Below are 13,371 nucleotides of genomic sequence, written 5' to 3' on the forward strand. Positions count from 1 at the left end.
GTCGAGCCGACGTGATCCTGGACGGGGCGCGGGGCACGGTCGACGACCTCCTCGCCGGGTTGGACGACGCACTGGAGGAGGCGGAGCTGCCGGCGTTGCTGCCAGCGGTCGCTCACCTGACCGGCGACGTCGACATTCTCGAGCCGGGGTTGAGGGCCAGCGGCGGCTCGCAGGTCGTCGGCCAGGCGCCGCAGGGTGGCCTGTCTCCCGAGGCTCAGGAGCGGGCGAGGCTCCTCGCTGGCAGCTCGCTGAAGCAGTGGGTCGAGGCCGGGCGCCCGCAGCCCGCGCACACCGACGTCTCGATGCTGGAGATCCTCCGATTCGTCGCCGGGGACGTGGACGCGGACCAGCTGCCGCTGCTCTACCACCAGCTCGGACTGGAACAGCCGGGCGAGGTGCCGGTCGGGACTCCGGCTCCCGAAGGATTCCGTGCAGCCGTCATCGGCGCCGGGATGTCGGGCATCGCCGCCTCACGGCACCTGCGCCGCGCGGGCATCGGCCACGTGGTGCTCGAACGCCACGACGAGGTCGGAGGGGTGTGGATCGAGAACACCTACCCCGGTGTCCGGTTGGACACGAGCAACTTCTGCTACAGCTACTCGTTCGCACAGCGCGATGCCTGGGAGGACTACTACTCACCCGGTGATGCAGTGGCGACATACCTCCGAGAAGTCGCCGATGATCTCGGGATCAGGGACGACATCCGGTTCTCGACCACGGTCCGCTCGGCGGCGTACGACGAGAAGGGCGGCCGGTGGCGGCTCGAGCTGAGCACCCCTACGGGCCCGGACACGCTCTGGGCCGACGCGATCATCAGCGCCGTAGGGCAGCTCAACACGCCTCTCTTCCCGCGGATCCCCGGGATCGACTCGTTCGCCGGGGACTCGTGGCACACGGCCGAGTGGCGGCACGACGTCGACCTGGTGGGCAAACGTGTCGCGGTCATCGGCACGGGAGCGAGTGCCTTCCAAGTGATCCCGCGGATCGCACCCGCAGTGGCATCACTGACGATCTTCCAGCGCACGCCTCCGTGGGTCGTCCCGACGCCGACGTACACGCAGAAGCTGCGGCCCGGCCTGCGCTGGCTGTTCGCGATGATCCCCGGCTACCAGCGCTGGTACCGCTTCGTGCAGTTCTGGACCAACGTCGAAGGGCGGCGGCGGTTTGCGCTGGTCGACCCGACCTGGGACAAGCCGGGATCCATCTCGGCCGACAGTGAGAGCCTTCGGCAGGCGCTCATCGCCCAGCTCGAGCGCGACTACGAGGGCCGGCCGGACCTGCTCGCCAAGATGACACCCGACTACCCGCCGTACGCCAAGCGGATGCTGCGGGACGACGGGACCTGGGCCGCCACGCTGCGACGGGACGACGTCGACGTCGTCACCGAGCGCGTCGTCGCCATCACTCCGAACGGCGTTCGGACGGCGGGCGGTGACGAGGTGGAGGTCGACGTCATCATCTACGGCACCGGCTTCACGGCCTCGAACTTCCTGAGCACCATCCAGGTCACCGGTCGGGACGGCGTCGACCTGCATCGCCGGTGGGGCGACGACGCGCGCGCTTACGCCGGGATCACGGTCCCGGAGTTCCCCAATCTCTTCCTCCTCTACGGCCCGAACACCAACCTCGTGGTCAACGGAAGCATCGTGTTCTTCTCCGAAGCCGAGGTCGAGTACGTGACGTCGTGTCTCGGCCACCTGTTCGAACGCGGTCTCACGGCCATGGAACCGACCGAGGAGGCGCTCGCCGACTACTACACGCGGCTCGACGAGGCGAGCGCCGGCACGGCGTACGGCGTGGCCGGGGTCACCAGCTGGTACAAGTCCAGATCCGGCCGTGTCACTCAGAACTGGCCCCTGTCCACGCTCGAGTTCTGGGACATGACCCGCGCGCCCCGGCCTGAGCACTACCGGTTCCGGTGACCGGCGTGGCGTCCTCGCCGGTGTCCCGGTGGGCATACGACGACCAGCTTCGGGGCGTCGTGCACGATCTGCCGCCTCTCGACCTGGTCGACTTCCGAGCGACGCGCCAGAAGCCACGGCCCCCGTTGGGCGCGACTCCCGGGGTCGACGTCGTCGATCTCACGGTCGAGGCCGACGACGGACATGCGATCCCGGTCCGCGCCTACCGGCCGGTCGGCGCCGGGACCACCCTGCCCGGGATCGTCCACTTCCACGGAGGCGGCTACGTCGTGGGCGCCCTCGACGGCAGCCACGGGCACTGTGCGGCACTGAGCAGCCGTCTCGGAGCCGCTGTCTTCTCCGTCGGCTACCGCCTGGCGCCTGAACATCCTTTCCCCCGGGCGGTCGAGGACGGCGTGGCGGTGCTGAGGTGGCTCCATCAGACGTGCGGCCCGCGACGAGTCGACCCGGATCGCGTCGCTGTGCACGGTCGAAGCGCCGGTGCGGGCCTGGCGGCACGGGTGGCGATCTCAGCGCGTGACGCAGGCCTCCCGCTGCGCTTCCAGTACCTCAACTGTCCGCAGCTGGACCCGACCGCCACGGGCGGCAGCATGATGCTGGCCGGCACCGCCTTCCTGGACGCGGACACCGTCCGGGTCGCCTGGCGTCACTACCTCGGCGACGAAGGAGTGACCGACGCCGCCGTGGTGGCCGCGGCCTCGCCTCTGCACCACCCTGATCTGCGCGAGCTCCCAGCAGCCTTCGTCGCGGTCATGCAGCTCGACCCGGTTCGTGACGACGGGATCGCCTACGCCCACCGTCTGCTGTCCAGCGGAGTCCCGGTCGAGCTGCACCTCTACCCGGGCACGTTCCACTGCTCGTCGGTCATCGTGCCGACCGCGGAGGTCTCGGTGCGCGAGATCGAGGAGGAGGTCGGCGTGCTGCGGCGAGCGCTTCGTGTCACCGCGCCTGATGCGGCCACCCAGCCGGACGTCGTCGAGTGCGTCGCCGGACCATCTGATCAGAAGGGGCAATGATGAGGACGATCGAACGGGACGTGGTGATCGTTGGTGGTGGCCCGTCCGGGGTCACGCTTGCGAGCCTCCTGGCCGGCTACGGCGTGTCCACCCTCGTGATCGATCGCGAGCATGAGGTGCTCGACGAGCCCCGTGCCGTCGGGATCGACGACGAAGCCGTCCGCACGATGCAGTCCTTCGGCATGGCCGAGGCGGTGCTCGAGGACGCCGTGCGCAACGCGCCGATCAGGTACTACGACTCGAGGATGCGGATCCTGGCGCACGTCGCGCCGAGTGGTCGCCCATTCGGGTGGCCGAAGCGGAATCTGTTCTTCCAACCGACCCTCGAACGAGTGCTCCGCGCCGGGCTGGAGAAGCAGAAGGACGTCGAGCTGCGCACGGGCTGCACAGCCGTCGAGCTGAAGCAGGACGACGCCGGTGTCGTGATCGTCGTCGAGGAGGAGGGCGAGCGCTACGCGATCCGAGCGCAGTACGCCGTAGGTGCCGACGGCGGCAGGAGCTTCGTCCGCCAGGCCGCAGGAGTCGCCCTGCAGGGGGAGACCGCCCCGATGAAGTGGCTGGTGGTCGATGTCGAGGACGACACCTGGGACGCGCCCTACTCGGCCGTGTTCACCACGCCCGAGCGGCCGTCAATGACGATCCCGCTGCCGTTCGGCCACCGACGTTTCGAGTTCAAGATCCTCGACGGCGAGGATCCGGACGCGATGGCAGAGCCTGCGACCGTCGAGCGGCTGATGAGGCCGTTCTACCCCGACTCGCCCGTCCCGCCGGCGATCCGACGGCGCATCTACTGGCACCACTCGCGCACGGCCGAGACCTTCCAGGCCGGCAGGGTCTTCCTCGTCGGCGACGCGGCGCACCTGCAGCCCCCGTTCTTCGGTCAAGGCATGAACTCAGGGATCCGGGACGTGACCAACCTGGCGTGGAAGCTCGGCTTCGTCCTCACCGGCCAGGCAGACACCGGGCTCTTGGCGACCTACGACTCAGAGCGTCGCGAGACGGCCAGGGAGATGGTGGACTTCGCCACCGGCATCGGGCGGCTCTACCACCCGCGGAGCCGGCTGACGGAGACCGTGCGCAACGCCGTCTTCCGCGGGGTGCAACGGCTCCCTGGCGGCCGGGACTACATCCTCCAGATGAAGTACAAGCCGGTACCGCGCTACCGGGACGGCTTCGTCGTGCTGCCGACGGACACCGACAAGGGCTCCCTGGCCGGTCGTGCGTTCCCGCAACCCTTCGTGCAGCAGCTCGACGGGAGCCGAGTCCGGCTCGACGAGGTACTCGGCTCGAGTCTCGCCGTCGTCGGGCTGGCGCAGGGGGTGCTCGAGGCGCTGGAGCCACTCGTTGCCGAGAGGCTGCGGACCCACGGCGGGATCGTGGTCCAGTCGCACGTGATGCCGGCCTACCGGCGGGCAGGGCAGTTCGACCCGGCCGCCCGAGGTGACGCGGACCTTCCCGTCATCGACGTCTACGACTTCGACGGAGGTCTCCGGGACCTTCACCTCGCGCGCCCGCGGGACGACGTCTACGTCGTCCGACCCGACCGGTACGTCGCCGCCGTGTGCTCGCTCGACGAGCTCAACCGCGTGCTGGACCGGCTACTCGAGCTGGTCGCGCTGCCAGCGGACGTCACCCTCGGTCCGTCCGCCAGCGCGGAGTGACGCAGGCACCGGGCGCTACGAGCGCAGGTGCGCGACGACCTCGGCACCGAAGGCAGTGAGCGTCTCGGTCGTGCCGAAGTCGTCGAACCGCACGATGCAAAGCTCGACACCACGGTGCTGTTCGGCGCGGAACTGCTCGACGAGCTCAGGCGGCGTCCCAACGAACGGGCGCCCCCAGGCCGACTCCGGCATCCGACGCGCGATCCTGGCGGTCACCGTGCCACGGTCCTCCTCACGGAGCACGACGCCCACGGCGTACTGGGCCGAGATCCGCGCCGACCCCCGCAGCGGGGCCAGCTCCTCGAGCCGGTCGCGGGCACTGCCGACGCAGTTCCACCAGTCGGCATGGTTCGCCACCAGCGGCATCGTGAGCTGACGTCCGCCGCCCCCGATGTGAACCGGTATCCGCCGCTGCACCGGCCGGGGGAGACCGTAGGCACCGGTCAAGGTGAAGTGCTTCCCGGTGAAGTCGAACGGCTCGCCGGAAAACATCAGGTCGAGGATCCGCAGGTTCTCGCCCAGCGCGTCCGCTCGCTCGCGTCGCGACCCCGCCGGAAAGCCGAACGTGGCCAGCTCGGACTCCACCGACCCCCAGCCCAACCCCAGCTCGAGCCGCCCTCCGCTGATCTGGTCGACGGTGGCGGCCATCTTCGCGAGCAGTGACGGGTGCCGGAACGGCGCACATCCGACCAGGTGACCGAGGCGCAGGGTCGACGTCGAGCAGGCGACTGCGGTGAGCAGGGTCCAGCTCTCCAGGGTGTCGCACGGTGGCGCTCCGGGGGCGAGGAGGTGGTCCATCAGCCAGTAGGAGTCGAATCCCGCTGCTTCGGCGCGCCGAGCCTGCTCGATGACCGTCGCCACGTCGGTCTTGAGCTGAGGGGCGTAGACGCCGAAGCGCAGGCCGCCCATCCCTCAGTCCTCCAGCAGCCGGATGGCCCCCATGGGACAGCGCGCGACCGCGTCCTCGACCGTGGCGCGGACCGCCTCAGGAGCGTCGACGTCAGAGCGAGCTGCGTAGCCGTCGTCGTCGAGCCGGAACAGCTCGGAATCGACGGCCTCGCAGAGTCCCTGACCGTCGCACTGGTCGAGGTCGATGTGGATGCGCATGCTCAGTCCTTGCTAGCAGGGGACCTGCCGAGGTACTCGCGCAGGCTGTTGCGATCGGTCTTCTGCATCGCCGTCAACGGGATCTCGTCGACCAGCACGAGGCGATCCGGTGCCTTGTAGTCGGCGAGCCGCTCCCGTGTCCAGCGACGCAGGTCCTCCAGCGTCGGAGGCAGCGCGGGGTCGGCCGGAACGACGAACGCGACCCCGATCTCGCCGATGACCGGCGCCGGCTGGCCGACGACTGCGGCTGTGCGTACCTTCGGATGCTCGACCAGGACGTTCTCGACCTCGAGCGGATGGACGTTGAAGCCGCCGCGGATGTAAAGGTCGCCCGCGCGCCCGACCAGGACGAGGTCGCCAGCGGGGGTGAAGCAGCCGAGGTCGCCACTGATGAGATAGCCGTCGGAGTCGAACGCGTCGCGCGTGAGCTCAGGCTCCTCCCAGTAGCCGCGCATCACGCAGTCACCCTTGACGCGAACGCGTCCGATCACGCCGGTCGTCAGCGGGCGGCCGTCCTCGTCGGTCACCCGCACGCTCATCCCGGGCTGGGGCCGGCCGACGGTCCGGAACAGGACCTCGGGAGGATCAGCGGGCTCGGTGCCGGAGATCGTCGGCGACTCGGTCATGGCGTAGCGGACGACCAGGGGCACGCCGAGGCGCTCGACCGTCCGCTCGACGAGCTCGGGGGGTGCGGGCGCCGTCGCAACGATGCCGACGCGCAGGGCGGGAAGAGAGGCGCGACCGACGCGGGGGTCGTCGAGGAGCTTGGCCCACTGCGTGGGAACACCCCCACACACAGTGATCCGCTCGTTGCGCATCACCTCGTACATGGCCGAGGCCGACCACGGCGTCGGCGTGGCGACCTGCGTGATGCCCCAGACCAGCTGGTCCCACAGCTTGGCCATGTAGCCGGCGTGCGGGAACGGTGTCGCCGTGAGGCGACGATCGAACGGCGCACTCATTACGCCAGCCGAGCGCGCGAACGCCGCGAGGTTGTCGCCGTCGAACCATGCGCCCTTCGGCAGTCCGGTTGTGCCACTGGTGAAGATGATGGCCACCGGATCGGCCCGGTCGACATCGACGCGGGGAAGCGGGCCCGTCGGTTCAAGGGCCAGCTCGGAGCGCGCCAGCACCGGCAACCCGTCCGGCGCCTGGGGGAGGTCCGCGTCTGCGTCCCGGACGACCAACGCGGGGGAGACACTGGTGAGGATGCCCATCACCTCGCGCGGCCCGAGCCTCAGGTTGAGACCGGTGGTGATGGCGCCGAGCATCGCTGCCGCGGCGTAGCAGATGGCGTAGTCGATACCGGAGGGCAGCATCAGGGCGACGACGTCGCCCTTCCCGACGCCGCGGTCCGCGAAGAGGCCTGCGACGGATCGCGCACGGCCCGCCCATTGGGCGAAGCTGATCCGGGAGCCGTCCGCCTCGACGTATGCATCGCGGTCGCCGTACAGGCGCGCCGCGGCCTCGAGCAGGTCGCGAGTGTTCGCGAAGCCGTTGGCGGGGAGGGGAGCGACGACTGCCTCGGGGACGGCTCGGATCACGGCTTGTCGGACCCGAGGAGCACGGTGCCGCTCGAGCAGAACCAGCCGCCGGTTCCGCTGACGCACGCGACCTTCGCGTCAGGGACCTGGCGCGGGCCGCACTCGCCGCGCAGCTGCCTGGCTGCCTCGACGATGAGGAAGAGCCCGCGTTGGCCAGGATGGCAGGCCGAGAGGCCGCCACCGTCGGTGTTCGTGGGGAGGCTGCCACCGAGGCGGAGACTGCCCTTCTCGACGAAGGTGCCTCCCTCGCCCTTCTCGCAGAAGCCGAGGTCCTCCATCGTCAGCAGCAGCATGTAGGTGAAGGCGTCGTAGATCTCCGCCACGTCGACGTCGGCCGGCGTGAGTCCCGCGCGCTGGAACGCCAGAGGTCCGGTGACCGAGGCCGGGCCGACGGTCATGTCATCCCACTGGCTGGTCAGCATGTGCGAGGTCGCCTCGGCGGCGCCCAGGAACCAGACCGGCGTCGAGCGAAGATCCGCGACCCGGTCCTCCGCGACGAGAACCACGGCGGCGCCGCCGTCGGACCGGATGCAGCAGTGGAGCTTCGTGAATGGGTCGGCGATCATCGGACCGGCCAGCACGTCGTCGATGGTGATCGGGTCGCGGTAGAACGCCTCGGGGTTGTCCTGGGCGTTGAACCGCGCCGACACGGCGACCTCGGCGAGCTGCTCGATGGTGGTGCCGTACTCGTACATGTGGCGCCGGGCTGCCATGGCGTACTTCGAGATCAAGGTGTGCCCGTACGGCGCCTCCCACTGCAGCGGACCGCGAGATCCCCAGTTGATGTTGGCGGTGCGCAGTCCCTTGCGCAGGTCCGCGCGGGCGGTCGAGCCGTAGGTCAGCAGCACGACGTCCGCGTGACCGGCCGCGATGGCGTCGGCGGCGTGGGAGAGCATCACCTCCCAGGAGGCGCCCCCCACGGAGGTCGAGTCGATCCAGCGCGGCCTGATGCCGAGGTACTCGGCGACATCGGCCGGCGGGAGTGTGCCCTGGCTGGTCGAGCCCAGACCGTCGACCTGGTCGGGCCGGAGCCCCGCCTCCGCCAGGGCTCGTCGACTCGCCTGCCCCATCAGCTCGTAGGCGTTCTTGTCGTCGACGCGGCCGAGGTCCGAGAGCGCGACTCCGGCGATGGCCACCTTCCGGTTCACTGAGGAGCCCCCTGCTCGAGAAGCTCGGCGAGCACGTGGGTCGGCTCACCGAAGACATGGCTGATGACGTGCGCGCGCTTGAGGTACAGGTGCGCGTTGTGCTCGTACGTGTAGCCCATCCCGCCGTGCACCTGGATGGTGGCCGCGGCACTGTCGATCGCGGCACGGGAGGCGACCGCCTTGGCGGCGAGGGCGTGGAAGCGAGCATCCGCGCGGCCGGACTGGAGGCAGACAGCGGCGAACAGCGTCTGCGACATCGCGGCGTCCGAGGCGACCGCCATGTCGGCACAGGCGTGCTTGATCGCCTGGTGCACACCGATCGGCCGGCCGAACTGCACCCGCACCTTGGCGTGCTCGGTGGCCAGCCGCGTGACTGCGTTGGCGATGCCGGCCAGCTCGGCAGCGCTGAGAACGACCGCACGGAGCCAGATCGGGTCCGTCGTGCTCGGGAGCCAGTGACGCACGGTCGCCGCGGTCGTGCTGGCGGTGGCCAGGCGGGTGCCCGGGTCAACCGACTCAAGCGTCTCGACGTCGGTGAACTCGGTCAGGTCCACGATGGCGGCACCCGCCTCGGTGACCACCAGGACGTGACTCGCTCCCGCGCAGTCGATGAGGTCGAAGGTGCCCTTGACGCCCTCCGGACCGACGGACCCGTCGCCACGGAGCTCGGCGAGGCCGACCAGAGCGGACCCGTCCCCGATGTGGCCGGCCAGGTCGAGGTCGCCGCACTCGGCGGCCACGCGGGCGGCGAGGGACGACGCCAGGAACGGCCCGGTCGCCAGGTGCTCGGCGAGCGTCGCGAAGAGGAGCGCCTCGTCGTCGAGGTAGCGACCGGAGCCGCCGTACTCCTCGGGGAGGCCGAGCGTGAGCAGGCCGAGCTCGGCACCCTCACGCCAGGCGTCGGGATCGACCGCCGAGGGCTGGCCGTCCCGGGCTCGGATGCCCTCGATCGGCATCCGCGACAGCAGGAAGTCCGTCGCCGCGGCGATCAGGTCCCGCTGGTCTTCGGAGGGAAGGAGGTCCATGGTGTCAGCTCTCTCTCATCGCAGCGGTGCTCATCGCGGCAGACCGAGGATGCGCTCGCCGATGATGTTGCGTTGGATCTCGGAGGTCCCCCCGCCGATGGACTGCGAGAAGGAGTAGAAGTAGTTGCCCGACCAGCCCTGAGCGGCCCAGCGCGACGAGTCGCGCAGACCGTCGGCTCCGACGATGTCCATCCCGAGCGCGGCGATCTCCTTGCAGAGGTCGGCGTAGTAGAGCTTCAGCATCGAGCCGCGCGGCCCGGGGGTGTCGGACTTCATCGTGTGGCAGATGCCTACGTAGGTCATGGCGCGCAGCGAGGCGACGCTCGCCCGTGCGCGGGCCAGTCGCCTCGCTATCTCGTCGTCGGCGATCGCGGGACGTCGGCCGTCGGGTCCGACGTGGTCACGCGAGAAGTCGATGAGGTCCTCGACCACCTTCGCAAGGCGGACCTGGTTGGCGGTGAACGCCGTGCCCCGCTCGAACGAGAGGGTCGACATCGCGACGCTCCAGCCGTTGTTGATCTCACCGACCACGTTGGACAGGGGGATCCGGACCTCGTCGTAGAAGACCTCGCAGAACTCCGCACCGCCCTCCATCGTCCTGATGGGCCGCACGTCGATCCCGGGGGTGTGCATGTCGCAGATGACCCAGGTGATCCCGTCGTGCTTCGACCCCGTGGTGTCGGTCCGGACGAGGAGCTCCTGGAAGTCAGCGCAGGCGGCCGAGCTCGTCCAGATCTTCTGACCGCTGACGACCAGGTGGTCACCGTCGATGACCGCCTTGGTGCGCAGGGCTGCGAGGTCGGACCCGGCCTCGGGCTCGGAGAAGCCCTGGCACCAGATCACCTCCCCCTTGAGGATGCGGGGAAGGTGGTACGACTTCTGCTCCTCGGTGCCGCGGAGCATCAACGTCGGGCCGGCGTGGTTGAGGCCGACGAAGGAGGCGTCGATGCCGGGGAGTCCCTGCGCGGCGTACTCCTCGTACCAGATCAGCTGCTGAAGCAGCGTCAGCCCACCGCCGCCGTACTCGGTCGGCCATGCGATCCCCGCCCAGCCGCCCTCCCACTGCGTGCGCTGCCAGGCGAGGTCGTACTCCCGGATGCCCGCGTGGTCGCGGGGGCGGCGCTCCCGCGGCTTGTGCTCGGTGAGCCAGGTGCGGACACGTTCGCGGAACTCCACCTGTTCCTTCGTGAAGTCCAGATCCATCGGCAGCCTTCCTAGGTTGGGTCCTCGCGTCCCCGAGGTGCAACGCCTTCAGTCTAAGTGACAGAAGCGTCAGATAGAAGTCCTACGGGATCATCAATGACGATGGCACCCGAACTGCTTGGCCAGTGCCTCGCTGCCACGGGCGAGCATCGTCACGTCGGCGCCGACGAGAGCGAACCGGGCGCCGGCGGTGAGGTATCGGCGGGCGATTCTTTCGTTGAACGCATTCACGCCCGCGGCCTTTCCGGAGTGCGAAATCGTGGTGATGGCGCGCTCGATCGTCGTGACGATCGAGGGATGCTCTGGCTCGCCGAGCCTTCCGAGGGAGGCCGCGAGGTCGGCTGGCCCGATGAAGATCGCGTCGATCCCGTCGACGGCGAGGATGTTCGGGAGGGCGTCCAAGCCAGCCGCCGACTCGACCTGAACGGTCACGCTCAAGGATTCTGCGGCAGTGGTCAGATAGTCAGAAACGCGACCCCATTGGGAGGCGCGGGCTAGAGCACTGCCGACTCCGCGAATCCCCTTCGGCGGATAGCGGGTCGCAGCGACGACCGCCCGTGCCTCGTCGGCCGACTCGATCATCGGCACGATGAGGTTGGTGACGCCGACGTCGAGGAGCTGCTTGATCAGGACGGGATCGGCCGACGGCGGTCGTACGAGCACCTCCACCGGATACGGCGCCACGGCCTGGAGCTGAGCGAGGGTCGAGCGGAGGTCGTTGGGTACGTGCTCCTGGTCGAGCATCAGCCAGTCGAGTCCGGACCCAGCGCAGATCTCCGCGCTGTAGGCGTTGCCGGACGCGATCCACATCCCGATCTGCGCACGGCGGCCGAGGCGGTCGAGCCACTGGTTCATCGCGACTCCTCGCGGTCGAAGAAGCAGGAGACCGTGCCGAGCGGCCCGAAGTCGGCCACGAACGTGTCGCCCGGCAGGGCGAAGACGGGGGTCGTGAACGAGCCGGCGAGGATGACCTCGCCGGCCCGGAGCGAGGCGCCGTGTGGCGCGAGTCGGTTCGCCAACCACGCCACGCCGTTGGCGGGGTGGTTGAGAACGGCCGCCGCGACGCCGGACTCCTCGATCGAGGCGTTGCGCAGCAGGAGGGCGGACACCCAGCGCAGGTCGACGTCCATCGGACGCACGACGCGCCCGCCGAGAACGATCCCTGCGTCTGCGGCGTTGTCAGCGATCGTGTCGACGATCGTGCGCAGGTGGCCTGTCTCCGGATCGCTCATCTGGACCCGTGCGTCGAGGATCTCCAGGGCTGGCGTGACGTACTCGCTCGCCCGGAGCACGTCGTAGATCGTGACGCCAGGTCCCTCGAGGTCCTCGCCCAGGACGAAGGCGAGCTCCACCTCGACGCGGGGCCGGATGAACCGGCCTGCCGGGACCGTGCCGCCGTCGTCGAAGAACATGTCGTCGAAGATGACGCCGTAGTCAGGCTCGTCGATCCCGAGCGCTCGCTGCATGACCTGGGAGGTGAGGCCGATCTTGCGACCCCGGATCGTGAGGCCCTCAGCCGACTTGAGCTCGACGAGGGCGCGCTGGACCGCGTATGCGTCCTCGATCGTCATGTCGGGGTGGTCGAGCGACAGCTGCCGGATGGGCAGGCGGTCCCGCTCGGCCTCGTAGAGTCGCCGAGCACAGTCGGCGACGGTGGAATCAGGGAGCATCGTGGGTCACCGAGCGAGGAAGGCGAGCGCTGCCGCGTTGAACGCCGCCGGATCCTCGAAGTGCGGCCAGTGCCGCACGGCGGGCATCTCGAAGACCTCGGAGTCGGGGATGAGTCGCGCGACGGTGCGGGCCGTGCTCTGGTACTCGCCGTGGTCCTGACCGGACGCGACGATCAGGGTCGGCGCGCTGATCGTCACCCACCTGTCCTCCGGGATGAGATTGCGATCGCGGGCCTGGGCGTCCTGGAGGATCAGTAGGTGTTCGATCGTCTCGCGGGTGTCGTCGCGACGGTAGATCGCCTGGCGCAGCGCGATCAGATCGGGCAGTCGGTTCGCCTCGTCGGCGATCAGGTGCTCGAACACCTTGTGGATCGACTGCCAGGAGGGGTCCTGGACCGCCGCGGTCCGCTCGGCGCGGATGCGCGCCATGTTGGACGCCGTGGCGACGAGCCCGGCGGGGGACATCAGGATCAGCTTGTCGACCCGATCCGGGTGGCTGACCGCCGTGGCCGCGGAGACCCACGCACCGAGGGACATACCGATGAAGTGGGCCTTCTCGATCCCGAACTGGTCGAGGACGCCGAGGACCTGCCGGACGTAGACGGCGATCTCGTAGTCGTAGTCGGGCTTCTCTGAGAAGCCGTTGCCGACCATGTCGATGGCGATGCAGTGGTAGTGCTCACTGAGGGCCGTCAGGTTGGGGGCGAAGGTCTCCCAATGTCCGCCGGTGCCGTGCAGCAGGATCGCGTGCGGCAGGTCGGGGGAGCCTGCCTCGACATACCTGGTGCGCACGCCGCCGACGTCGACGAAGCCCTGCCGGAACTCCAGCTCGCGCAGGTAGCTCCAGATGCTGCGGTAGTCGGTCGTCTCGGGGGTCGTCGCGGTCGCCCGGTCGCTCAGGGTCGTCGTCTCGCTCATCGGTGAGCCTTCCGTTCTCATGATCGTGCGGGGGAAGCACGAATCTCAATCTGACGTTGCCGTCGGAATTGTCAGCCGTTCCGTAGTGTGCCGTTCATTTGCTTCGAAGGCCAGTGTCAGGCGTGGAAGGCTGTCGATTGCTCGACGTCTCAGTATC

The 13,371-nt window shown here is 69.3% G+C and carries 12 protein-coding genes; 3 read left to right on the plus strand and 9 right to left on the minus strand.

Going from position 1 to position 13,371, the window contains the following annotated elements; all coding sequences use genetic code 11:
• Positions 1-11: 11 nt before the first annotated feature.
• Genes ABD205_RS17010 through ABD205_RS17020 form a run of 3 tightly spaced genes read left to right on the plus strand, consistent with a single transcriptional unit; the run spans position 12 to position 4,599 of the window.
• Complete coding sequence (locus ABD205_RS17010; protein ID WP_344046814.1) at positions 12-1,922, plus strand: flavin-containing monooxygenase; 1,911 nt, start codon at positions 12-14, stop codon at positions 1,920-1,922.
• Positions 1,923-1,942: 20 nt separating this feature from the next.
• Positions 1,943-2,938 (plus strand): alpha/beta hydrolase, encoded by a 996-nt coding sequence (locus ABD205_RS17015; RefSeq protein WP_344046816.1) that lies wholly within the window; start codon positions 1,943-1,945, stop codon positions 2,936-2,938.
• Entirely contained in the window at positions 2,938-4,599 is a 1,662-nt protein-coding gene (locus ABD205_RS17020; RefSeq protein ID WP_344046818.1) for a bifunctional 3-(3-hydroxy-phenyl)propionate/3-hydroxycinnamic acid hydroxylase, read from the plus strand. Before ABD205_RS17015 ends, ABD205_RS17020 begins: the two co-directional genes overlap by 1 nt.
• Before the next feature lie 15 nt (positions 4,600-4,614).
• Here the strand turns inward: ABD205_RS17020 and ABD205_RS17025 are convergent, their stop codons facing one another.
• From ABD205_RS17025 to ABD205_RS17065, 9 genes are all read right to left on the minus strand, one after another.
• Entirely contained in the window at positions 4,615-5,508 is an 894-nt protein-coding gene (locus ABD205_RS17025; RefSeq protein ID WP_344046820.1) for an LLM class flavin-dependent oxidoreductase, read from the minus strand.
• Positions 5,509-5,511: 3 nt separating this feature from the next.
• Positions 5,512-5,706 carry a ferredoxin gene (locus ABD205_RS17030; RefSeq protein WP_344046823.1) on the minus strand — a complete coding sequence of 65 codons (195 nt, stop codon included), beginning with the start codon at positions 5,704-5,706 and terminating at the stop codon, positions 5,512-5,514.
• Positions 5,707-5,708: 2 nt separating this feature from the next.
• Positions 5,709-7,250, minus strand: a complete 1,542-nt coding sequence (locus ABD205_RS17035; RefSeq protein WP_344046825.1) for a class I adenylate-forming enzyme family protein — start codon at positions 7,248-7,250, stop codon at positions 5,709-5,711.
• Positions 7,247-8,398, minus strand: coding sequence for an acetyl-CoA acetyltransferase (locus ABD205_RS17040; RefSeq protein WP_344046827.1), 1,152 nt, complete (start codon positions 8,396-8,398; stop codon positions 7,247-7,249). Before ABD205_RS17040 ends, ABD205_RS17035 begins: the two co-directional genes overlap by 4 nt.
• Positions 8,395-9,423 (minus strand): acyl-CoA dehydrogenase family protein, encoded by a 1,029-nt coding sequence (locus ABD205_RS17045; protein ID WP_344046829.1) that lies wholly within the window; start codon positions 9,421-9,423, stop codon positions 8,395-8,397. The genes ABD205_RS17040 and ABD205_RS17045 overlap by 4 nt, the downstream gene beginning before the upstream one ends.
• 30 nt (positions 9,424-9,453) lie before the next feature.
• Positions 9,454-10,626 (minus strand): acyl-CoA dehydrogenase family protein, encoded by a 1,173-nt coding sequence (locus ABD205_RS17050; RefSeq protein WP_344046831.1) that lies wholly within the window; start codon positions 10,624-10,626, stop codon positions 9,454-9,456.
• A 93-nt stretch (positions 10,627-10,719) separates the two neighbouring features.
• Complete coding sequence (locus ABD205_RS17055; protein ID WP_344046833.1) at positions 10,720-11,481, minus strand: aldolase/citrate lyase family protein; 762 nt, start codon at positions 11,479-11,481, stop codon at positions 10,720-10,722.
• Positions 11,478-12,296, minus strand: coding sequence for a 2-oxo-hept-4-ene-1,7-dioate hydratase (gene hpaH, locus ABD205_RS17060; RefSeq protein ID WP_344046835.1), 819 nt, complete (start codon positions 12,294-12,296; stop codon positions 11,478-11,480). Before hpaH ends, ABD205_RS17055 begins: the two co-directional genes overlap by 4 nt.
• 6 nt (positions 12,297-12,302) lie before the next feature.
• Positions 12,303-13,214, minus strand: a complete 912-nt coding sequence (locus ABD205_RS17065) for an alpha/beta fold hydrolase (protein WP_344046837.1) — start codon at positions 13,212-13,214, stop codon at positions 12,303-12,305.
• Between the last annotated feature and the right edge of the window lie 157 nt (positions 13,215-13,371).

Origin of the sequence: Nocardioides panacihumi, from assembly GCF_039530925.1 — a bacterium.
Classification (GTDB): domain Bacteria; phylum Actinomycetota; class Actinomycetes; order Propionibacteriales; family Nocardioidaceae; genus Nocardioides; species Nocardioides panacihumi.

Bases quoted from the DNA above. Each gene is read 5' to 3' on its own strand.
- ABD205_RS17055 (WP_344046833.1), bottom strand. From the start codon at position 11,481: ATGAACCAGTGGCTCGACCGCCTCGGCCGCCGTGCGCAGATCGGGATG.
- ABD205_RS17030 (WP_344046823.1), bottom strand. From the start codon at position 5,706: ATGCGCATCCACATCGACCTCGACCAGTGCGACGGTCAGGGACTCTGC.
- ABD205_RS17045 (WP_344046829.1), bottom strand. From the start codon at position 9,423: ATGGACCTCCTTCCCTCCGAAGACCAGCGGGACCTGATCGCCGCGGCG.
- ABD205_RS17065 (WP_344046837.1), bottom strand. From the start codon at position 13,214: ATGAGCGAGACGACGACCCTGAGCGACCGGGCGACCGCGACGACCCCC.
- ABD205_RS17050 (WP_344046831.1), bottom strand. From the start codon at position 10,626: ATGGATCTGGACTTCACGAAGGAACAGGTGGAGTTCCGCGAACGTGTC.
- ABD205_RS17025 (WP_344046820.1), bottom strand. From the start codon at position 5,508: ATGGGCGGCCTGCGCTTCGGCGTCTACGCCCCTCAGCTCAAGACCGAC.
- hpaH (WP_344046835.1), bottom strand. From the start codon at position 12,296: ATGCTCCCTGATTCCACCGTCGCCGACTGTGCTCGGCGACTCTACGAG.
- ABD205_RS17020 (WP_344046818.1), top strand. From the start codon at position 2,938: ATGAGGACGATCGAACGGGACGTGGTGATCGTTGGTGGTGGCCCGTCC.